Consider the following 19473-nt stretch of genomic DNA (forward strand, 5'->3'; position numbering starts at 1 on the left):
GGGAATCACCCTCGGGCTGCAGGAATACCGCCCGCGGTTGATTTCTGTTGCCAGCTTTCAAGGGGGTTGAAAAGGGCTGGCCCCCCGTGCTGGCAGGCAATGATGCCGCGATGCCCACCCGGCAGGCGCGGGATCAGCCTTTCGCGTGACAGCAAAGCACGAAGGCCACGACGCTTTCGGCCGCGATCGGTTCGACCGCCGCGGCGGGATGGTCGGGCGTCCGATCCTGCGCGCTGTCAAGTCGCCTGCGCCAGTGCCCGCCCTGTGTCGGCTGCGGCAGGGCCACGGCGCTGTCCGCGCCATTGTTGAAGACCAGAAAGACCGCCCCCGGCAGCGCCGCGTAGGTGGGTGTCCCCGAGGCCATGCGCATTTCGGCCGCGAGAAGGCGCAGATGGGGATCGGACCAATCCTCGGGCTCCATCGGCCGGCCGTCGGCGCGGCGCCAGAACAGGTCGGGCAACCCGTCCTCGTCCCGCGGCTGGCTGTGCAGGAACCGGCGCTGCCGCAGGATCGGATGGGCCTTGCGAAAGGCGATCACCCGGCGGCAGAAATCCAGGAAACCGGGATCCGCGCCGTCCCATCGCACCCAGCCGATGGGATTGTCCTGGCAATAGGCATTGTTGTTGCCGTCCTGCGAATTGCCCAGTTCATCCCCTGCCAGCAGCATGGGCGTGCCCTGGCTCAGCATCAGGGTGGCGATCAGGTTGCGGCGGCGGCGGTCGCGGCGGGCGGTGATGGCCGGATCATCCGTCGGCCCCTCGACGCCCATGTTGTCCGAGATGTTGTGGTCATGGCCGTCGCGGTTGCCTTCGCCATTCGCCTCGTTGTGCTTGTGGTCGAAGCTGACGCTGTCCATCAGCGTGAAGCCGTCATGGGCCGCGACGAAATTGACGCTGGACGTTGCGGCCCGACCGTCGTGGTCGAACCGCGCCGCCGATCCGGCGATGCGCTTGGCCAGGCGGCCGACATGGCCCGCATCCTCCCGCCAGAAGCCGCGCACCCCGTCGCGGAAGCGGTCGTTCCATTCGCAGAAGGGCGCGGGATAGGCACCCAGCTGATAGCCGCCCCGGCCCAGATCCCAGGGCTCGGCAATCAGCTTGATGCGGTTCAGCACCGGATCCTGCTGGACCACGCGGAAGAACGGCCCGTTGCGGTCAAACATCCCGCGCGTTCGGCCCAGGACGGAACACAGGTCGAAGCGGAAGCCGTCCACATGCATCGCCTCGACCCAGTATCGCAGGCTGTCCATCACCAGCCGAAGGGCAAAGGGGCTGTCCAGGTCCAGCACATTGCCCGTGCCCGCGTCGTTCACATAGAAGCGGCGATCCTCGGCCAGGCGGTAATAGGAGGCGTTGTCGATGCCGCGCAGGGACAGGGTCGGCCCCAATTCGTCCCCCTCGGCGGTGTGGTTGTAGACCACGTCCAGGATCACCTCGATCCCGGCCTTGTGGAAGCGGGCGACCATCTGCTGGAACTCGGCGATGTCGCCCTCTTGCAGATAGCGCGGGTCGGGCGCGAAAAAGCCATAGGACATGTAGCCCCAGTAGTTCGACAACCCCCGCCGCGCCAGGAAGCGGTCGTCGGCAAAGGCATGGACGGGCAGCAGTTCCACGGCGGTGACGCCCAGCCGGTTCAGGTGGTCCAGGATCGGGTCCGAGGCCATCGCAAGAAAGCTGCCGGGCCGGTCCACCCCCGGATGCAGCATGGTCAGGCCCTTCACATGCGCTTCGTAGATGACGGTATCCGTCAGGGGGCGACGCAGGGGGCGGTCATCGCCCCAGTCGAAGACAGGGTCCGCCGCCACCACGCAGCGCGGCATGAAGGGGGCGCTGTCGCGGCGGTCGAAGGACAGGTCCGCATCGGCATGGCCCGCCCGGTATCCCAGCAGCGCGTCATGGATGCGGGGGCTCCCGGTCAGGCTGCGGGCATAGGGGTCGACCAGCAGCTTGTTGGTGTTGAAGCGGTGCCCGTCGCGGGGGCGATAGGGGCCCTGCACGCGGTAGCCGTACCGCTGCCCCGGCCCCAGTCCGGCGATGTGGCCGTGCCAGACATAGCCTTCGCGTTCGGGCAGGGGGATCCGCGTCTCGCGGCCCGCCTCGTCGAACAGGCACAGCAGCACCTGTTCGGCGTGCCGGGAAAAGAGGGCGAAGTTGACGCCGTCCCCGGCGACACTGGCGCCCAGGGGAAAAGGATGCCCGGCCGACAGCGGATAGGTCATCGGCCCGTCGAAAGCCTTGCGTAAAGCGCGGCATAGGCCCGGGCCGACTGGTCCCAGCCGACCGGGTGGGACATCCCGTTCGCCACAAGGCGCGACCATGTGTCCCCGTCCCGGTAAAGCTGGCAGAGGCGCGTCAGCGCGCCGCGCAAGGCCTCGGCCGTCACGGGCGAGAACTGCACCCCCGTCGCCGCCCCGCGCGCAAGCGCCGCGGGCGAGGCGTTGATGACCGTGTCGGCCAGCCCCCCGGTCAGCGCCACCACCGGCACCGTGCCATAGCGAAGCCCATACATCTGCGTCAGCCCGCAGGGTTCGAACCGCGACGGCACCAGGATGGCGTCGCCTCCGGCGATCATCCGGTGCGACAGCCCCTCGTCATAGCCGATGCGGACGGCGACGTGCGGGTTCTGGTCGGCCGCCTGGCGGAAGGCCTGTTCCAGCCCCGGATCGCCCGATCCCAGCACCGCTAGTTGCCCGCCGTGATCCAGAAGCGCGAGCAAGGCCTCCAGCACCAGATCCAGCCCCTTCTGGTGGCTCATCCGGGACACGATCACGCAAAGCGGGCCATCGGTGTCGGGCAGGCCCATCTCCGCCCGCAGGGCGGCCTTGTTCGCGCCCTTTCCTTCCTGATCGCGATAAGGCCGGATGGCCGGATCCGCGCCGGGATCCCAGGCATCCGCGTCGATGCCGTTCAGGATCCCCGTCAGCGCCTCGCGCCGATGGCGGATGACCCCGTCCAGGCCCATGCCATATTCGGGCGTCATCAGTTCGGCGGCATAGGTGGGTGACACGGTGGTCAGCGCATCCGCCCCCATCAGCCCGGACTTCAGGGCCGAGATGCCGCCATAGAATTCATAGCCTTCGGGGTGGAAATGCCAGGGATCCAGGCGCAGTGACTGCACCCGCCCCGGATCCGTGGATCCGGTAAAGGCGATGTTGTGGATGGTCAGCACCGTGGCCGGGCCACCGCCCATCTGGCGCAGGTATTGCGGCACGAAGCCCGCCTGCCAGTCATGGCCATGCAGCACCTGCGGATGCCAGCCCGCCACGCCGTGGATGCCCAGATGCGCGCCGATCCAGGACAGCGCGGCAAAGCGTTCGGGATTGTCCGGCCAGTCGCGCCCGTCCGGCGCCATGTAAGGCGACCCTGCCCGCGCATAAAGATGCGGCGCGTCGATCACCACCAGATCCAGGCCCGCGGCCCGGCCCGACAGGATCCATGCCTGGCCGCCGAACAGGTCATGGAAATGCGCGACTTCGGCCCGGTCATGCAGCGCATCCATCACCGCCGGATAGCCGGGCAGCAGGGTCCGCATCTGCACCCCCTGGGCCCCAAGCGCGGCGGGCAGCGCGCCCGCCACATCGGCCAGCCCGCCGGTCTTGACCAGCGGCGCGCATTCGGATGCGATCGACAGAACCCGCGTCAAAGGCTTGCCGCCCGCCTGTCAAGCATGTCCTGGGTGATCAAGGTGATGCCTCCTTCGCTGACGCGGAACCACTTGGCGTCTTCCTGCGGATCCTCGCCCACGACAAGGCCATCGGGAATGACCACGCCCCGGTCGATGACCGCGCGGGTCAGCCGCGCCCTCCGGTTCACCGTCACATAAGGCAGCGCCACGACATGATCCAGCGATGCATAGCTGTTCGTATGCACCTGCGTGAACAGCAGCGAATTGCGGATTTCCGTCCCCGAGATGATGCATCCCCCCGACACCATCGAGGATATCGCGATCCCGCGCCGGTCCTTCTCGTCATGGATGAACTTGGCGGGCGGGGCGCTTTCGGAATAGGTCCAGATCGGCCATTCCTGGTCCCACAGGTTCAATTCCGGGGTGAAATCGGTCAGGTCGATATTGGCCTTCCAGAAGGCATCCACCGTTCCCACGTCCTTCCAATAGGCGGGGGCGCCCGCGTCCCGCACGCAGGACACGTCGAAGCGGTGCGCCATCGCCTTGCCGTTGCGAACGATCTCGGGGATCAGGTCATGACCGAAGTCATGGCTGGAATTGGGATCCTGGGCATCCCGCAGCAGCAGATCGCGCAGGAAGGGCCAGCTGAAGACATAGATCCCCATGGATGCCAGCGCGCTGTCGGGATCATCGGGCATTCCCGGCGGATCGGCGGGCTTTTCCAGGAACGAGGTGATGCGCCCGGTTTCATCGACCGCCATCACGCCAAAGGCGGTTGCGTCCATCCGGGGCACGGTCAGGCAGCCGATGGTCACGTCGGCGCGGCTTTCGCAATGCTCGCGCAGCATGATCTCGTAATCCATCTTGTAGATGTGGTCGCCCGCCAGGATCACGATGTAATCCACGTCATAGCTGTCCACGATGTCGATGTTCTGGGTCACCGCATCTGCCGTGCCGCGATACCAGTGGTCTTCCGACATCCGCTGGCTGGCGGGCAGGATGTCCATGAACTCGTTGCGCTCGGCGCGAAAGAAGTTCCAGCCCCGCTGCACGTGGCGGATCAGGCTGTGGGCCTTGTATTGCGTGGCGACCGCGATCTTGCGGATGCCCGAATTCATCGCATTCGACAGGGCAAAGTCGATGATGCGGGTCTTGCCACCGAAATAGACCGCCGGCTTCACCCGGCGGTCGGTCAGTTCCCTCAATCGGCTTCCGCGTCCTCCGGCCAGAACAAAGGCCATCGCGCGCCGGGTCAATCTCAGTTCGCTCATCAACCATCCTCCCCCATATCACCATCGCCTGCGACAAGGATCACCGCCGACTTGCGCAACGGATTGATGCCCCGCGCCAACCGCCTCCTGGCCCCTGCGGCGCCACCGCCGACGCGGACGGTCATCCAGCTGTCATTGAATTGCGGAATGCCCGGCCCGCTGCCTCGTCCCCCGACCAGGGCCGGGATTTCGTCATTCGTCAGTGATGACACATCAGGCACCTGTCCCATGATCCCACTCTAGCCCGCCGTTTGATCAGGGCAATCCATCACTTAACGCCCGAACCGCCTTTATGTTGCCCGCCCGGATGTGTTCTATCGCCCCGAAGCCCGACCAAGCAGGAGAGTCTCATGACGGAATGGTGGCGCGACGCGGTGATCTATCAGATCTATCCCCGCAGCTTTCAGGACAGCAATGGCGACGGGATCGGCGACCTGCCGGGCATCACCCGGCGGCTGGACCATGTGGCCTCGCTGGGGGTGGACGCGATCTGGCTGTCGCCCATCTTCACCTCGCCCATGAAGGACATGGGCTATGACGTCAGCGACTATTGCGACATCGACCCGCTGTTCGGCACGCTGGACGATTTCGACGCAATGGTGGCGCGCGCGCATGAATTGGGGCTGAAGGTCATCATCGACCAGGTCATCAGCCATTCCAGCGACCGCCACCCCTGGTTCGCCGAAAGCCGCGCCAGCCGCGACAACGACAAGGCCGACTGGTATGTCTGGGCCGACCCGAATCCCGACGGCACGCCCCCCAACAACTGGCCTTCCGTCTTTGGCGGCCCCGCTTGGGAATGGGAACCGCAGCGGCGGCAATATTACCTGCACAACTTCCTGATCGAGCAGCCCGACCTGAACCTGTGGAACCGCGAGGTGCAGGACGCGCTTCTGGGCACCATGCGCTTCTGGCTGGAACGCGGCGTGGACGGCTTCCGGCTGGACACCGTCAACTTCTATTTCCACGACGCCCGGCTGCGGGACAACCCGCCCAATCCCGACAGCACCGCCCCCGACACCTACAACATGCAACGTCATGTCTATTCCAAGAACCGTCCCGAAAACATCGCCTTCCTCAGGCGGATGCGCAGGCTGACCGACGAATACGACGCCCGCATGATGGTGGGCGAGGTGGGCGAAAGCGGCGACACCTCGATCCGGATCATGGCCGAATACACGGCGGGCAGCGACCGGCTGCACATGTGCTACAGCTTCGAGATGCTGAGCCACGATTTCACCGCCCGGCATTTCCGCCACACGATCGAGGGCGTCCACAAGGGCGCGCCCGATGCCCATGCCTGCTGGTCCTTTTCCAACCACGACGTGTTCCGGCACGTGACCCGGTGGATGCCCCATGCCGAAGCGTCCGAAGCCCTTGCCCGGCAGGCGGCGGCGATGCTGCTGTCCTTTCCCGGCACCATCTGCCTTTACCAGGGCGAGGAACTGGGCCAGACGGAAACCGAACTGGTCTATGACGAACTGACCGACCCCCCGGCGCTGCGCTTCTGGCCCCAGATCAAGGGCCGCGACGGCTGCCGCACGCCGATGGTCTGGGACGACAGCCCAAACGCGGGCTTTTCCGCGGCAAAGCCCTGGCTGCCGGTCAAGGAACCCCAGGCCGCCCGCCATGTCGCGGGCCAGCAGGGCGACAATGACAGCGTGCTGTCGGCCTATCGCGCCACTCTGGCCTTTCGCAAGGCGCAGATGCCGCTGCGGCGGGGCGAGACCTCGTTCCTGGACCTGCCCGAACCGATCCTGGCCTTTCATCGCGGCATCGGGGGCGAGGCGCTGACCTGCGTCTTCAACCTATCGCCCAAACCCGCGCGGCTGACCCTGTCGGACGACGCGGCGCTTGCCGGGCCGTCGCGGGGTTCGCTGAATGGCAGGGTGCTGGACCTGCCGCCCAACGGCTTTGCCTGGCTGGACCGCGCGGTCCGCCTGTCGCTCTAGGTCAGTCCGGCTTGCGGCGCAGGAACAGCTCGAAGGCCAGGTAAAGCCCGGCAGCCCCCGAGATCGCCGCCCAGAAGGGGTTGCCGGTGTAAAGCTCGACCCCGGCCCAGGCCAGGGGAACGATCACGCACAGGATCCGCACCCAAAGGTGGCGGAAGAAGGGGGCGTTCGGGTCAACCAGCATGTCCTGCCTCGTGTCTTTCGCTTTGGTCCAAATATCCCGGGGTCCGGGGCAGCGCCCCGGCCTTGCCTACAACCCCGCAAGCCAGGGCGGCTCTCCGGCGAAGGCGGCGGCGACATGGTCGATGAAGGCGCGGGTCTTGCGCGGCATCGGGCGGATCGGCGGCCAGACCAGGCTGACCGGCAGCGGATCCTGCGGCAAGTGGGGCAGCAGCCGCACCAGCCGCCGGTCGCGCAGCGCGTCATGGACGATGAACATCGGCAGCAGCGCCAGCCCCAGCCCGCCGATCGCCATGTCGCGCATCGCCTCGCCATTGTTGGCGGTGATGCGGCCCAGGGGCGGCTGCGCCACCCCCGCAAAGGGCCAGATGTCGCCAAGCCGCGCGTTCAGATAGCCGATGGCGCTGTGGCGCGCCAAGTCGGCCGGGTCGTCAAGGCCTCCATGCACCGCCAGATAATCCGGGCTCGCCACAAGGGCGCGCGGATCGGCGCAGACCCGGCGGGCCATCAGGCTGCTGTCGCGCATCTGCCCGATCCGCAACCCCACGTCGAAACCCGCCCGGCCCAGGTCAGTCAGTTGGTCGTCGTAGTCCAGCACCACCTCCAGTCCCGGATGGGCGCGGGCGAAACCTGCGATCACCGGGCCCATGTGACGGATGCCGAAGCTCATCGGCGCGGCGATGGCCAGCCGCCCGCGCAGATCGGCCTGCCCGCCCAGGCTTTCGGTCGCGGCCACCAGTTCGGCCAGGGCGGGCCGCACGCGGTCGGCCAGGGCCAGGGCGTTGTCCGTGGGGGCGATGCGGCCCGCGTGACGGGTGAACAGGGCCACGCCCAAGGCGGCCTCGAAATCGCTGATCCGCTTACTGACCACGGATTTTGACAAATCCGCCCGCGCCGCGGCGCCGGAGATGCTGCCCGCATCCAGCACCGCCAGAAATGTCCGAATGTCGCTGATCGACCAATCCATTCCGCGACCATAGCCAAGGGCCGGCCGTTCGCAAGAACCGAACGCCGCATTGCCCGCACGGCGGGTGCCACGAACGGTCGCCTTGGGCCATATTGTCGGCAAGCAAGGAAAGGATCGGCACCCATGCAACTGACCGGCATTCACCACCTGACCGCGATCACCGCCGACGCGGCAGGCAACAACCGCTTCTACACCGACACGCTGGGCCTTCGCCGCGTGAAGAAGACCGTGAACCAGGACGACACCTCGGCCTATCACCTGTTCTTCGCCGATGGCGCGGGCACGCCCGGCACCGACATCACCTTCTTCGACTGGCCCGCCCCGCGTGAACGTCGCGGCACCCATTCCATCAGCCGCACCGGGCTGCGGGTGTCCGGGGACAGCCTTGACTGGTGGGCCGCGCGCCTCTCCGACCTGGGGGTGTCGACCGGGCGGATCGAAACGCTGGACGGCCGCGCCAGCCTCGATCTCGAGGATCCCGAAGGGCAGCGCCTGCGCCTAGTCGCGGCACCCGAACCCGCGGGCCAGCCCTGGGATCAAAGCCCGGTTCCCGCGCCGCACCAGATCCACGGCCTTGGCCCGATCACGATCTCGGTCCCCGAACTGGCCCCGACCCAGGCCGTGCTGACGCAGGTCATGAACATGGCGAAGGTGCGCGACTATGCCAGCCCAGACGGGCAGGGCCAGGTCCATGTCTTTCAGATGGGTGAAGGCGGGGCGGCGGCCGAACTGCATGTCGCGGTCCAGCCCGGCCTGCCCGCCGCCCAGCAGGGCGCGGGCGGGGTCCATCACGTGGCCTTCCGCGTGCCCGACACCGCCGCGCTGACGGAATGGACAAACCGCGTGCGAGGCTTCCGCGTCCCGAACTCGGGCGAGGTGGAGCGCTTCTACTTCCGCTCGCTTTACTTCCGCGAACCGGGCGGCAACCTGTTCGAACTGGCGACCGACGGTCCCGGCTTCGACGTGGACGAACCGCGCGACACGATGGGCCAAGGCCTGTCGCTGCCGCCCTTCCTGGAACCCCGCCGCGCCGCGATCGAGGCCGGGCTGAAACCTCTGGACTAGGCGACACGCCGGGGGCACCCTGCCCCCGGTTCTTCCACGGAGATGCGCATGACCACCATCCTCGGCCTGTCGGGCAGCCTGCGCCGCGCCTCGATCAACGGCGGCCTGCTGCGCGCCGCCCGCGACACCGCGCCCCAAGGCGTGACGGTCGTGATCGGCGATATCGCGGACGTGCCGCTGTATAACGGAGATGACGAGGCCGCGCACGGCACGCCGCCTGCCGTCGCGCAGCTGAACCAGCAACTGGCCGCGGCCGACGGGCTGCTGCTGGTGACGCCTGAATACAACAACGGCATCCCCGGCGTCTTCAAGAATGCCATCGACTGGATGTCGCGGGGCGAAGGTCTGGGGCTGTTTGTCGGCAAGCCGGTCGCGGTCATGGGCGCCTCCCCCGGCGGCTTCGGGACGACCCAGGCGCAAAGCCATTGGTGGCCCGTCCTGCGGACGCTGAAGATGCGCCCCTGGTGGGACGGGCGGCTGATGGTGTCGCGCGCGGGCGGGCTGTTCGACAGGGACGGCAACCTGACCGACAACAAGACCCGGCAGGCGGTGGCCGATTTCATGTCAGGATTTGCAGCCAGCCTTTGACGATCGTGCATCTGCGCACAGAGCCCCTGCGCCGGCGGGGCTTTTCGTAAGGCGGGCGGGGCTCCATCTTGAGCCCAAAGGGGGGCGGCACGCCCGACCCTGAAGGAAAGGACCGGCCCCGTGACCGACAAGACCATCGACCATGTCGCGCTGACGGTGCGCGACCTGCCCGGCATGACCGGCTTTTACCGTGACGCGATCGGGCTGGACCACCTGGGCGGCGACGGCGAGACCGCGCGCCTTGGCGCGGGGAACCGCCCCCTTCTGGAATTGCGCCGCGACAGTGCCGCCCGCCCGCGCGATCCTCGCCAGGCCGGGCTGTTCCACACCGCCTTCCTGTTGCCCCGCCGCGCCGATCTGGCCCGCTGGCTGCGCCACGCCGCCGACACGGGCACGCGCTTGACCGGCGCCAGCGACCACGGCGTCAGCGAGGCCCTGTATCTGGACGATCCCGAAGGAAACGGCATCGAGATCTATTGGGACCGTGCGCCCGACCGGTGGACCCGCAACGGCGACCGGATCGAGATGTTCACCCGCCGCCTGAACCTGGATGACCTGCTGTCGATGGCCGATGGCCCGTGGCAGGGCGCGCCCGATGGTAGCAGCCTGGGCCATGTCCACCTGCAGGTGGGCGACCTGGATCAGGCTGATGCTTTCCTTGTGGGCGAGTTGGGCCTGACCCAGACCTTCGACGCGCCTGGCGGGGCCTGGTACGGCTGGAACGGCTATCACCACCACCTGGCGGGGAACACCTGGAACAGCCGGGGCGCGGGGATGCGCGAAAAAGGAATGACGGGCCTGGCCGAGGTGGTGATCCGGGACCTTGGCCGGGCAAGCCAGACCATAACCGATCCGTGGGGAACACCGTTCCGGTTCCTGTAGGGTGCGTGCTTGCACGCACCAAGCTGCCTGCCAAGGTGCGTGCAAGCACGCACCCTACGGGCGTTCGACCGCAAAGGCATCCGCCCAGTCGGGGTTCTTCGCCAGCCGGTCCGCGACATAGGAACAGGCCGGGATGATCCGGAAGCCTTCCTTGCGCGCATCCGCCACCATCGCCTCGACCAGGGCGGCCGCCGCGCCGGTGCCGCGCAGGGCATGGGGGGCACCGGTATGGTCGGCGCTGACCCGGTCATTGCCCCGGCGGGTGAAGGTCAGTTCGGCCTCGGCGTCGATGCCCGCGATCCGCGCCACATAGCGGCCGTGGCGCGGGTCGGCCTGTTCCCTTGTGATGGTGATCTCAGCCATTTGTCCTCTCCTTCATCCAGTCGATCGCGGCCGCCAGGTCGTCGGCGGTCAGGTCATGTCCCGCCTGCACGACCCGCGCATCCAGGTCCGCCCCCTGGCGGGCCAGCCAGTCGTTCAGGCGCGGCGCGTGAGGGCCGTATGGATCGCGCGCGCCGGTCAGCGTCAGCACCGACAGGCCGGACAGGTCAGGTGCGGGCAGATCCTCCAGCACGGCCATCGGCCGCATCAGGATCGCGCGCCGGATCAGCCCGGGATGCAGGCCCATCACGGCGGCGGCGAAGTTCGCGCCGTTGCTGTAGCCCATCACCGTGATCCGCGCCGGTTCCAGCCCATAGGCGGCAACCGCGCCCTGCCAGAAGGCCGCAAAGGCCCCGGCCTCGGCCCGGATGTCGTCCTGGTCGAAGCTGGTCATCGAGGTGCGGCGGAAGAACCGCGCCACTCCTTCCTCGGTTGACCGGCCGCGCAGGCCCAGAAGCGTCGCATGGGGCGCGATGCGATGGGCCAGGGGCATCAGGTCGGCTTCGTTGCCGCCGGTGCCGTGCAGCAGCAGCATGGTCTGGCCGTCGGGTTTGTCGGGCTGGCGCAGGCGGTGAACGAAGGGCAGATCTCTCATCACGGTCCTTTCCTCGCCCGGCCGGGCGAATTGCGGCAGAAGCAGGGGCAGGTCCCCGGTCTCCGCGACATGCGGGGGAAACATCAGCACCCGGCCCAGGGCATCGGCGGGTTCGTCAATGGCCATGCCAGGGCCATCCGTCGCCAGTTCGATCAGCGTATCGCCCGGCTCGCGGACGTAAAGCGAGGCGAAATACGTGCGGTCGTGAACCGTCACATCGCCCGCATTTCGCCGCGCCAGGGACTGGTGATGGTCCTGCAGTGCCGCAAGATCGGGCAGCCGCAGCGCCACATGGTCGATGACCCCCGTCCCCGGGATGCCCGGCACGAAGCCCGATGCGTCGCGGATGTCGACGGCGTCCGTGTCCGACACGAGCCGCGTCAGGCCCCCCTCGGTCCCGCCGTGCCGATAGCCGAAGGGGACAAGGAAGGCCGCAGTCTGTTCGGGCACCGCGGACCAGATCGTCACGGCGCGCAGGCGGGCGGGCGCGGCGGGCCAGCCGGTATCGGGCGCGTCCGTGCCCACCAGCTTGACGATGATGCCGTCGGGATCCTTCAGCCGCAGCACAGGCTCGGCCCATTCGCGCACCGGCCCCTCGACCCGCAAGCCGCGCTGCATGGCGCGGGTCAGCCAGTCGCCGATCCGGGCACGCGGCACGGCCAGGGCAATTTCAGCCACACGGCCATGGCCGACCCGTCCCGGCGCGCCGTCCTGCCACACAAGGAAGCTGACAAGGCTGCCGGGGCTGCCCTGTGGGTCGCCATAGAACAGGTGCAGTTGCTCGGCATCCTCGAAGCCCGCCGTCTGCTTGACCAGGGACAGGCCCAAAAAGCCCATCCAGAAGTCGACATTGGCCTGCACGTCGCGGGTGATCGCCGTCACATGATGGATTCCGCTGGTCATCGCGCACCTCTGGGTCGTGAAACATCTGGCTGGAAGATGCGGTTCCTGCACCGCCTGGGCCAGCCGGCGGCCAGTCAATCCGGCGTTCGCAATTCCAGAACGCCTTTTGTCTTTGCGTTCGGCCCGGGCAGACATACCCTTTCAGCCAGCAACAGGAGGAACACTATGAGTTGGAACCCCGCCCTTGCGCCCGGCTGCCCCGACGAGATCGGCCCGGACGCCATCGAGACGCTGATCATCCCCCGCGCCCGCGACCTTGGCGGGTTCGAGGTGCGCCGCGCCCTGCCCGCGCCCAAGCGCCAGATGGTCGGTCCCTTCATCTTCTTCGACCAGATGGGCCCGGCCGAGTTCCTGACGAACCAGGGGATCGACGTGCGTCCCCATCCCCATATCGGGCTGGGCACGGTCACCTATCTGTATCGCGGCAGCTTCCAGCATCGTGACAGCACCGGCGCCGACCAGATCATCACGCCTGGCGCGCTGAACTGGATGGTCGCCGGACGCGGCGTCACCCATTCCGAGCGCAGCCCCGAGGCGGTGCGCCAGGGGCCCAGCAGCCTTCTGGGCATCCAGACCTGGATCGCCCTGCCCGACAGCCACGAGGACATGGCACCGGCCTTCGAGCATCACGGCAAGGATGCGCTGCCCGTGATCCGCGACACAGGCATCGAGGCCCGGCTGATCCTGGGCCGCGCCTATGGCGAAACCGCGCCCGCGACGATGTATTCGGACACCTTCTACCTGGACGTGACGCTGGACCCCCGCGCCCGCTTTCCCCTGCCCGCCGATCACGAGGATCGCGGCATCTATGTCACCGAAGGCTCCATCCGCATCGCGGGCCAGGACTTCGAGGCCGGGCAGATGATGGTCTTCCGCCCCGGCGACGCGATCACCGTGCAGGCGGGCGACCGGGGCGCGCGGCTGATGGCCCTGGGGGGCGAGACCCTGAACGGGCCGCGCCATATCTGGTGGAACTTCGTGGCCTCCTCGCGCGAGCGCATCGAAGAGGCGAAACGCCAATGGCAGGCGGAACGTTGGGGCCAGGGGTGGTTCGACCTGCCGCCCACGGACCGGGCCGAACACATCCCCTTGCCCGAAAGGAACTGACCCATGACGATCAAGACCGCGCAGGACGTGCTGGACTTCTGGTTCTCGCCGCAGATGGAGCCGATGTGGTTCGCCAAGTCCGACGACGTGGATGCCCAGATCCGCGACCAGTTTGCCGCCACCTACGAGGCCGCGCACCGTCGCGAGTTCGACGACTGGGCCGAAACCGCCGAAGGCGCGCTTGCCTTGGTGATCGTGCTGGACCAGTTCCCGCGCAACCTGTTCCGCGGCAGCGGCCGGGCCTTCGAATCGAATGATCTGGCCTTGGAGCACGCCCGGGCCTCGTTGGACGCCGGATTCGACACCCAGGTCGATCCGCAGCGGCGGCAGTTCTTCTATCTGCCCTTCATGCACAGCGAGGATCTGCCCGACCAGACCCGCTCGGTCGAGCTTTACGAGGCCCTGGGCAACGATAACAGCCTGCGCTTCGCGATCGCGCATCGCGACATCATCCAGCAGTTCGGCCGATTTCCGCACCGCAACGCGGCCCTGGACCGGCCCAATACGCCGGACGAGGCCGAGTTCCTGAAGACGCACAAGGGTTTCTGAACGCTGGACCTTTGGGGGCGGTCGGATTATCTACAATCCATGCCGCCCGAACCCCTTGCCCATCGCATCAGCCGCGAACTTGCCGCGCGCATCGTTTCCGGCCGGATCGCGCCGGGCGAGCGGCTGCGGCAGGATCACGTCGCCGCCGAATTCGGCGCAAGCCATGTTCCCGTGCGCGAGGCGTTTCGCCACCTGGAAAGCCGCGGCCTTGCCGTCAGCGAACCCCGCCGCGGCTTTCGTGTGGCGGGATTCTCGCTGGCCGAGGTGCGCGAGGTGGCCGAGATGCGCGCCGCGCTGGAGGTGCTGGCCCTGCGCCATGCCGCGCCCCATCTAACCCCTGCGATCATGGACCGGGCCGAGGAAGCGACGCGGGCAGGCGACTGCGCGGGCGATGTGGAAACCTGGGAAGAGGCCAACCGCCACTTCCACCGCCTGATCCTCGATCCCTGCGGGATGCCGCGCCTGCTGAAATCCATCGCCGATCTGCATACCGCAAGCGCCCGCTTCCTGTTTTCGGGCTGGCGCGCGGAATGGGAGGCGCCGACCGACCGCGACCACCGCGCGATCCTGCACGCGCTGCGGTCGGGCGATCTGGACCGCGCCTGCGCCGTGCTGGCGCGGCATGTCCAATTCAGCGGCCAACGGCCCCGGACGCGGCGCTAAACGATCCCACTTGATCCGATAGATAATTCATGGACTATCCTCGCACGACGAATCCATAATTATCTATAATTCAGGATAGGGACGATCAATGACGCCAACTCCAGCCTTCAGCCCCGTGAACCCGCACAGCCTGTCCCTGCCCATCCGCCTGCTGGCGGTCGCTTTCGGCACGGTCCTGCTGGCCATTTCCTCGCGGATCGAGGTGCCGATGGTGCCGGTGCCAGTCACCATGCAGACCTTCACTGTGGCGATGATCGGCGCGCTTTACGGCTGGCGGCTGGGGACGCTGACGGTGCTGGCTTGGCTGGGACAGGCGGCCTTGGGCCTGCCGGTGCTGGCGGGCGGCGCGGGGGGCCTTGCCCATTTCGCGGGACCGACCGGCGGCTACCTGGTAGCTTTCGCGGTCATGGCCACGCAGATCGGCTGGCTGGCGGAACGCGGCTGGAACGGCGACAGGGCCGGGCTGGCCTTCCTATCGATGCTGGCGGGCAACCTGATCTGCCTGGCCATGGGCGCGGCCTGGCTGTCGCGCGGCATCGGCTGGGATGCGGCGATCGTCCACGGCGTCACCCCCTTCCTGATCGGCGCGGTCTTGAAATCCGCCGTGGGCGCGCTTGCGCTGCGCCAGCTGGGCCGCCCGCGCCGGGCATGACGATCCGCCTTCGCGCGCATCACCTGCTTTGCCTGCTGACTTGGGCGGGCAAGGGCTACAGCCCCGCCTTCACGGCGGGGTTCACCGCCATCGCGGGCCGTATCGCTGCGGGCGAGGCGGTGGCGATGGTCGAAGGCCCCGACGATGTCTGCGTGCCGATGCTGGCCGATCCCGGCTGCCATTGCCGGGGCGGCAGCGTCGCCCGTCGCGACGCGCAGGCCGCCCGCGACCTGGCCGCGCTTCTGGGCCGCCCGCTGGCGCCGGGGCAGCGGCTGGTGCTGGACCCCGCGACCCTGGCCCGGATGCGCCGCGCCTTCGCGGGCGGGGCGATCCGGACGGCCTGCGCAGGCTGCGAATGGTCCGGCCTGTGCCGCGACATCGCCGATGACGGCTTTGCCGGGACGGTGCTGCCCGCCCCTCAGCCGGGCAGGCTGCGGGCCTGATCGCGCAGCACGAACTTCTGGATCTTCCCGGTCGAGGTCTTGGGCAGCGGCCCGAAGACCACCGTCTTCGGCGCCTTGTAATGGGCCATGTGGTCGCGGCAGAAGGCGATGATATCGGCCTCGGACGCGTCCTTGCCGGGCCGCAGGTCCACGAAGGCGCAGGGGGTTTCGCCCCATTTCGCATCCGGTCGCGCGACCACCGCCGCCTCGTTCACCGCCGGGTGGCGGTACAGCACATCCTCGATCTCCACCGACGAGATGTTTTCCCCGCCCGAGATGATGATGTCCTTGCTGCGGTCCTTGATCTCGACATAGCCGTCGGGATGCATCACGCCCAGATCGCCCGTGGCGAACCAGCCGCCGCGAAAGGCCTTGGCGGTGGCCTCGGGGTTCTTGAGGTAGCCGCGCATCACGTTGTTGCCGCGCATGAAGATCTCGCCCAGCGTCTGCCCGTCATGGGGGACGGGGGCCAGCGTCTGGGGATCGGCCACCATCAGCCCGCCAAGCGCCGCGTTGCGCACCCCCTGCCGCGCCTTCAGACGCGCCCTTCGATCCGGCGGCAGTTCGTTCCATTCCGGCTTCCAGACGCAGACGACCGAGGGGCCATAAACCTCGGTCAGGCCATAGACATGGGTGACCTCGACGCCCATGTCCTCCATCGCCTGGATCACCGCGGCGGGGGGCGAGGCGCCGGCGGTCATCACCTTCACCGGGTGGTCGAAGCGTTTCAGATGCGCGTTCTGGGCCAGCATGTTCAGCACGATGGGCGCGCCGCAGAAATGCGTGACGCCTTCGCCCGCGATCAGTTCGAAGATCGGCTCGGCCCGCACCGCGCGCAGGCAGACCGAGGTGCCGGCATTCGCGGCCATGGCCCAAGGGAAGCACCAGCCGTTGCAGTGAAACATCGGCAGCGTCCACAGATAGACCGAATGCGCGGGCATCCCCCAGTCCTGCAGCTGAGAGATTGCGTTCAGCGCCGCCCCCCGGTGGTGATAGACCACGCCCTTGGGATTGCCGGTTGTCCCCGAGGTATAGTTCAGCGCGATCGCGTCCCATTCGTCGGCGGGCGGCTGCCAATCGAATGCGGGATCGCCTTCGTCCAGCAGGGCCTCGTAATCCAGGTGGCCTATGGGATCGCCATGGGTGATCGTGGGGTCCAGAATGTCCACGACCAATCCGATGTCGCATCCCTTCAGCGCCTCTCGCGCAAGGGGGGCGAATTCGCTGTCCACCAGCAGGGCCTTGGCCTCTCCATGCTGCAGGATGAAGCGCACGGTGTCCGCGTCCAGCCGCGTGTTGATCGCGTTCAGCACCGCCCCCAGCATGGGGATGCCGAAATGTGCCTCGTAAAGCTCGGGGATGTTGGGGGCGATCACCGCCACCGTGTCGCCCCGCCCGATCCCGCGCGCCGACAGCGCGCTTGCCAGCCGGCGACAGCGATCCTGGGTTTCCGCCCAAGTCCTGCGGACCGGGCCGTGGACCAGGGCCAGCCGGTCGGGATGGATCGTCGCCGTGCGGGCCAGGAAGTCCAAGGGCGTCAATTGCGCGAAATTGGCCGCGCAGGCGTCAAGGCCCTGGTCGTAGATCGTGTTCGTCATGTCCCCCTCCCCTTTTTCGCGATCAGCCGGCCCGGCCGATATGCTGGATCGCGGTGAAGCCTTCGAAGCGGGGGCCGCCTTCGTACAGCTTCTTCGTCTCGCCCGCCCTCGCATGGGCGTCGCGGAACTGCTGGCTGCGGGTCCAGCCGATGAAGTGATCCTCGGACTCCCAGACCGTGTGCGAGGCATAAAGCCGCCGCCCGTTCTCCTCGGGGCCCTTCAGCATGTGAAATTCGACAAAGCCCGGCAGGCTGTCCAGCTTGCTGTCGCGCGACAGCCACAGGGCCTCGAACTCGGCGGCGTTTTCGACGGGGACGGTGAAACGGTTCATGGCGATGAACATGGCGCAACTCCTCTTTGCCGGCGATCCTGCCGATCCTGCAGCCATGGATAAGCCCCGGCCCGCCCCCTGTCACGCGCTTGTGACGGGGGTTCCGGGCGTTCCGGGTTACGCTTCCGCCGATCTTTCCGGGGGACGACCATGCGCCTTGCCCTTGCCACCGCCGTGATCGCCGTTCTGCCGCTGGCCGCGCAGGGCCAGGAACGCAGGCCCAGCCATTGTATCGCCATCGCGGGCGGACCCGAACGCATCCAGCAGGCCGCTTGGTCCGACCCGGTGCCGGAACGGTCGGTCAGGCTGTCCTTTCTGGGACATGCCATGTTCCTGATACAGACGCCGGGGGGCCTGGACATCGTCACCGACTTCAACGGCAACCTGCATCCCGACGCGCCGGTGCCGGACGTGGTGACCATGAACCGCGCCCATTCCAGCCACTGGACCGAGCGGGTGGACGGGATCCCCCATGTCCTGCGCGGCTGGTCCGAACAGTTCGGGGTTGCTGCCGACCACTACCTGACGCTGGGCGACGCGCTGATCCGCAACGTGCCGACCGACATCCGGTCCTTCGGCACGGTCGAGGAAAGCGGCAATTCCATCTTCGTCTTCGAGGCGGGCGGCCTTTGCATCGCGCATCTGGGCCACCTGCATCACGAACCCACCGACGAGGATTACGCCCGCCTGGGCCGCGTTGACGTGCTGCTGGTCCCGGTCGACGGCAGCTACACGATGGAGCAGGCAGCGATGATGCGGGTGGTCAGCCGCCTGAACAGTTCGGTGGTGATCCCCATGCACTGGTTCGGCCCCGCCCGGCTGGAGGCCTTCCTGACCGGCATGTCGGGCCAGTTCGACATCCAGCGGCCGGGTGGCAGCGAATATCTGGCGTCCTTGCGGGGGCTGCCGGACCGGCCGACGGTGGTGGTGCTGGAACCGGCCTCGATGGGGCGAAGCTGGCCTTGACGGGGCATTGCGGGCGCGGGACAGTCCGCCGCAACCCAGCGAAAGCCCCCTCCCATGTCCGACTTCGTCATCCCGCCCGCTGCCCTTCCGTCCCTGCCCGTGGTAGGCGACAGCCGCCGCTTCCCGGTGCGGCGCATCTATTGCGTCGGCCGCAACTATGCCGACCACGCGCGAGAGATGGGACATGACCCTGACCGCGAACCGCCCTTCTTCTTTTCAAAGCCCGCCGACACGCTGCTGGCGGGGGATGCCGACCTACCCTATCCGCCGCAGACCGGGGATCTGCATTTCGAGGCCGAACTGGTCGTGGCCCTTGGCGCGGGCGGCACGGACATCGCGCCCGCCGACGCGCAGGGTCTGATCTGGGGCTATGCCACCGGCAACGACTTCACCCGGCGCGACCTGCAGGCGGCGGCGAAGAAGGCAGGGCGGCCCTGGGATCTGGCCAAGGGCTTCGACCTGTCGGCGGCCTGCGGGCTGCTGCATCCGGTCGGCCAGACCGGCCCGCTGAACGCAGGCCGGATCGCGCTGTCGGTCGACGGCGCGTTGCGCCAGGAAGCGGATCTGTCGCAGATGATCTGGCCTGTGGCCGATGTCATCGCCCATCTGTCGCAATCGGTGCGGCTTCAGCCGGGCGACCTGATCTTCACTGGCACCCCGGCAGGGGTTGGCGCGGTCACACGCGGGCAGGCCGTGACGGTCGAGATCGAGGGGCTGACGCCGCTGGTGACGCGGATCGTCTGACGGGCGGGCGCA

At 67.8% G+C, this 19473-nt stretch carries 21 protein-coding genes; 11 read left to right on the forward strand and 10 right to left on the reverse strand.

Translation table 11 applies throughout. The annotated features are described in order from the left end of the window. Window positions 1–133 precede the first annotated feature (133 nt). Genes glgX through IE224_RS02455 form a run of 4 tightly spaced genes read right to left on the reverse strand, consistent with a single transcriptional unit; the run spans window position 134 to window position 5125 of the window. Window positions 134–2218: a glycogen debranching protein GlgX gene (gene glgX, locus IE224_RS02440; RefSeq protein WP_191307798.1), complete on the reverse strand. Its 2085-nt coding sequence runs from the start codon at window positions 2216–2218 to the stop codon at window positions 134–136. Next, window positions 2215–3642 (reverse strand): glycogen synthase GlgA, encoded by a 1428-nt coding sequence (glgA, locus tag IE224_RS02445; RefSeq protein ID WP_191307800.1) that lies wholly within the window; start codon window positions 3640–3642, stop codon window positions 2215–2217. Before glgA ends, glgX begins: the two co-directional genes overlap by 4 nt. Next, window positions 3639–4895, reverse strand: a complete 1257-nt coding sequence (gene glgC / locus IE224_RS02450; RefSeq protein ID WP_370528920.1) for a glucose-1-phosphate adenylyltransferase — start codon at window positions 4893–4895, stop codon at window positions 3639–3641. Before glgC ends, glgA begins: the two co-directional genes overlap by 4 nt. Then, window positions 4895–5125: a hypothetical protein gene (locus tag IE224_RS02455; protein WP_191307802.1), complete on the reverse strand. Its 231-nt coding sequence runs from the start codon at window positions 5123–5125 to the stop codon at window positions 4895–4897. The genes glgC and IE224_RS02455 overlap by 1 nt, the downstream gene beginning before the upstream one ends. 120 nt (window positions 5126–5245) lie before the next feature. On the opposite strand from IE224_RS02455, the gene IE224_RS02460 reads away from it, so the two are divergent. Next, a complete protein-coding gene (locus IE224_RS02460) occupies window positions 5246–6847 on the forward strand; it encodes an alpha-glucosidase (RefSeq protein ID WP_191307805.1) in 1602 nt (533 codons plus the stop codon). A 1-nt stretch (window position 6848) separates the two neighbouring features. On the opposite strand, the gene IE224_RS02465 is transcribed toward IE224_RS02460, so the two are convergent. Then, on the reverse strand, window positions 6849–7031 hold the full coding sequence (locus tag IE224_RS02465) for a hypothetical protein (RefSeq protein WP_191307807.1): 183 nt from the start codon (window positions 7029–7031) through the stop codon (window positions 6849–6851). 66 nt (window positions 7032–7097) lie between these two features. Continuing rightward, window positions 7098–7994 (reverse strand): LysR family transcriptional regulator, encoded by an 897-nt coding sequence (locus IE224_RS02470; protein ID WP_191307809.1) that lies wholly within the window; start codon window positions 7992–7994, stop codon window positions 7098–7100. A 123-nt stretch (window positions 7995–8117) separates the two neighbouring features. On the opposite strand from IE224_RS02470, the gene IE224_RS02475 reads away from it, so the two are divergent. The 3 genes from IE224_RS02475 (at window position 8118) to IE224_RS02485 (ending at window position 10529) form a co-directional block, all read left to right on the forward strand. After that, window positions 8118–9059 carry a ring-cleaving dioxygenase gene (locus IE224_RS02475; RefSeq protein ID WP_191307811.1) on the forward strand — a complete coding sequence of 314 codons (942 nt, stop codon included), beginning with the start codon at window positions 8118–8120 and terminating at the stop codon, window positions 9057–9059. Window positions 9060–9107: 48 nt separating this feature from the next. Beyond that, a complete protein-coding gene (locus IE224_RS02480; protein WP_167623177.1) occupies window positions 9108–9647 on the forward strand; it encodes an NADPH-dependent FMN reductase in 540 nt (179 codons plus the stop codon). Window positions 9648–9767: 120 nt separating this feature from the next. Continuing rightward, on the forward strand, window positions 9768–10529 hold the full coding sequence (locus IE224_RS02485) for a VOC family protein (RefSeq protein ID WP_229849219.1): 762 nt from the start codon (window positions 9768–9770) through the stop codon (window positions 10527–10529). 54 nt (window positions 10530–10583) lie between these two features. Here IE224_RS02485 and IE224_RS02490 read toward each other — a convergent pair whose 3' ends face one another. Continuing rightward, window positions 10584–10892, reverse strand: a complete 309-nt coding sequence (locus tag IE224_RS02490) for a GNAT family N-acetyltransferase (protein ID WP_191307814.1) — start codon at window positions 10890–10892, stop codon at window positions 10584–10586. Next, window positions 10885–12408, reverse strand: coding sequence for a VOC family protein (locus IE224_RS02495; protein WP_191307816.1), 1524 nt, complete (start codon window positions 12406–12408; stop codon window positions 10885–10887). The genes IE224_RS02490 and IE224_RS02495 overlap by 8 nt, the downstream gene beginning before the upstream one ends. Window positions 12409–12573: 165 nt before the next feature. Between IE224_RS02495 and IE224_RS02500 the strand changes: the two genes are divergently transcribed. The 5 genes from IE224_RS02500 (at window position 12574) to IE224_RS02520 (ending at window position 15822) form a co-directional block, all read left to right on the forward strand. Next, window positions 12574–13515 carry a pirin family protein gene (locus IE224_RS02500; protein ID WP_191307819.1) on the forward strand — a complete coding sequence of 314 codons (942 nt, stop codon included), beginning with the start codon at window positions 12574–12576 and terminating at the stop codon, window positions 13513–13515. Between the two features lie 3 nt (window positions 13516–13518). After that, window positions 13519–14064 carry a DUF924 family protein gene (locus IE224_RS02505; protein WP_191307821.1) on the forward strand — a complete coding sequence of 182 codons (546 nt, stop codon included), beginning with the start codon at window positions 13519–13521 and terminating at the stop codon, window positions 14062–14064. 39 nt (window positions 14065–14103) lie between these two features. Then, window positions 14104–14727 (forward strand): GntR family transcriptional regulator, encoded by a 624-nt coding sequence (locus tag IE224_RS02510; RefSeq protein ID WP_191307824.1) that lies wholly within the window; start codon window positions 14104–14106, stop codon window positions 14725–14727. Between the two features lie 88 nt (window positions 14728–14815). Then, window positions 14816–15379: a biotin transporter BioY gene (locus IE224_RS02515; RefSeq protein ID WP_191307826.1), complete on the forward strand. Its 564-nt coding sequence runs from the start codon at window positions 14816–14818 to the stop codon at window positions 15377–15379. Further along, window positions 15376–15822, forward strand: coding sequence for a DUF1284 domain-containing protein (locus IE224_RS02520; RefSeq protein WP_191307829.1), 447 nt, complete (start codon window positions 15376–15378; stop codon window positions 15820–15822). The genes IE224_RS02515 and IE224_RS02520 overlap by 4 nt, the downstream gene beginning before the upstream one ends. Here IE224_RS02520 and IE224_RS02525 read toward each other — a convergent pair. Next, window positions 15798–17420, reverse strand: coding sequence for an acyl-CoA synthetase (locus tag IE224_RS02525; protein WP_191307831.1), 1623 nt, complete (start codon window positions 17418–17420; stop codon window positions 15798–15800). The two genes, IE224_RS02520 and IE224_RS02525, sit on opposite strands and share 25 nt — an antisense overlap. A 22-nt stretch (window positions 17421–17442) precedes the next feature. After that, window positions 17443–17763, reverse strand: coding sequence for a heme-degrading protein HmuQ (gene hmuQ, locus IE224_RS02530; RefSeq protein WP_103172507.1), 321 nt, complete (start codon window positions 17761–17763; stop codon window positions 17443–17445). Window positions 17764–17901: 138 nt separating this feature from the next. Here hmuQ and IE224_RS02535 point away from each other — a divergent pair, with 138 nt between their 5' ends. Together IE224_RS02535 and IE224_RS02540 are read left to right on the forward strand one after the other, a co-directional pair. Continuing rightward, window positions 17902–18717, forward strand: coding sequence for an MBL fold metallo-hydrolase (locus tag IE224_RS02535; protein WP_191307834.1), 816 nt, complete (start codon window positions 17902–17904; stop codon window positions 18715–18717). A 54-nt stretch (window positions 18718–18771) separates the two neighbouring features. Next, entirely contained in the window at window positions 18772–19461 is a 690-nt protein-coding gene (locus tag IE224_RS02540) for a fumarylacetoacetate hydrolase family protein (RefSeq protein ID WP_191307837.1), read from the forward strand. The last annotated feature ends 12 nt before the right edge of the window (window positions 19462–19473 follow it).

Source organism: Paracoccus aerius (assembly GCF_014656455.1).
Lineage (GTDB): Bacteria > Pseudomonadota > Alphaproteobacteria > Rhodobacterales > Rhodobacteraceae > Paracoccus > Paracoccus aerius.

Excerpts from the sequence above, each read along its gene's own strand:
- IE224_RS02460 (WP_191307805.1), top strand. The coding sequence starts at position 5,246 with ATGACGGAATGGTGGCGCGACGCGGTGATCTATCAGATCTATCCCCGC.
- IE224_RS02505 (WP_191307821.1), top strand. The coding sequence starts at position 13,519 with ATGACGATCAAGACCGCGCAGGACGTGCTGGACTTCTGGTTCTCGCCG.
- IE224_RS02465 (WP_191307807.1), bottom strand. The coding sequence starts at position 7,031 with ATGCTGGTTGACCCGAACGCCCCCTTCTTCCGCCACCTTTGGGTGCGG.
- glgC (WP_370528920.1), bottom strand. The coding sequence starts at position 4,895 with ATGAGCGAACTGAGATTGACCCGGCGCGCGATGGCCTTTGTTCTGGCC.
- IE224_RS02540 (WP_191307837.1), top strand. The coding sequence starts at position 18,772 with ATGTCCGACTTCGTCATCCCGCCCGCTGCCCTTCCGTCCCTGCCCGTG.
- IE224_RS02535 (WP_191307834.1), top strand. The coding sequence starts at position 17,902 with ATGCGCCTTGCCCTTGCCACCGCCGTGATCGCCGTTCTGCCGCTGGCC.
- IE224_RS02470 (WP_191307809.1), bottom strand. The coding sequence starts at position 7,994 with ATGGATTGGTCGATCAGCGACATTCGGACATTTCTGGCGGTGCTGGAT.
- IE224_RS02515 (WP_191307826.1), top strand. The coding sequence starts at position 14,816 with ATGACGCCAACTCCAGCCTTCAGCCCCGTGAACCCGCACAGCCTGTCC.
- IE224_RS02455 (WP_191307802.1), bottom strand. The coding sequence starts at position 5,125 with ATGGGACAGGTGCCTGATGTGTCATCACTGACGAATGACGAAATCCCG.
- hmuQ (WP_103172507.1), bottom strand. The coding sequence starts at position 17,763 with ATGTTCATCGCCATGAACCGTTTCACCGTCCCCGTCGAAAACGCCGCC.
- IE224_RS02475 (WP_191307811.1), top strand. The coding sequence starts at position 8,118 with ATGCAACTGACCGGCATTCACCACCTGACCGCGATCACCGCCGACGCG.
- IE224_RS02500 (WP_191307819.1), top strand. The coding sequence starts at position 12,574 with ATGAGTTGGAACCCCGCCCTTGCGCCCGGCTGCCCCGACGAGATCGGC.
- IE224_RS02525 (WP_191307831.1), bottom strand. The coding sequence starts at position 17,420 with ATGACGAACACGATCTACGACCAGGGCCTTGACGCCTGCGCGGCCAAT.
- IE224_RS02495 (WP_191307816.1), bottom strand. The coding sequence starts at position 12,408 with ATGACCAGCGGAATCCATCATGTGACGGCGATCACCCGCGACGTGCAG.
- IE224_RS02480 (WP_167623177.1), top strand. The coding sequence starts at position 9,108 with ATGACCACCATCCTCGGCCTGTCGGGCAGCCTGCGCCGCGCCTCGATC.
- IE224_RS02490 (WP_191307814.1), bottom strand. The coding sequence starts at position 10,892 with ATGGCTGAGATCACCATCACAAGGGAACAGGCCGACCCGCGCCACGGC.
- IE224_RS02520 (WP_191307829.1), top strand. The coding sequence starts at position 15,376 with ATGACGATCCGCCTTCGCGCGCATCACCTGCTTTGCCTGCTGACTTGG.
- glgX (WP_191307798.1), bottom strand. The coding sequence starts at position 2,218 with ATGACCTATCCGCTGTCGGCCGGGCATCCTTTTCCCCTGGGCGCCAGT.
- IE224_RS02510 (WP_191307824.1), top strand. The coding sequence starts at position 14,104 with ATGCCGCCCGAACCCCTTGCCCATCGCATCAGCCGCGAACTTGCCGCG.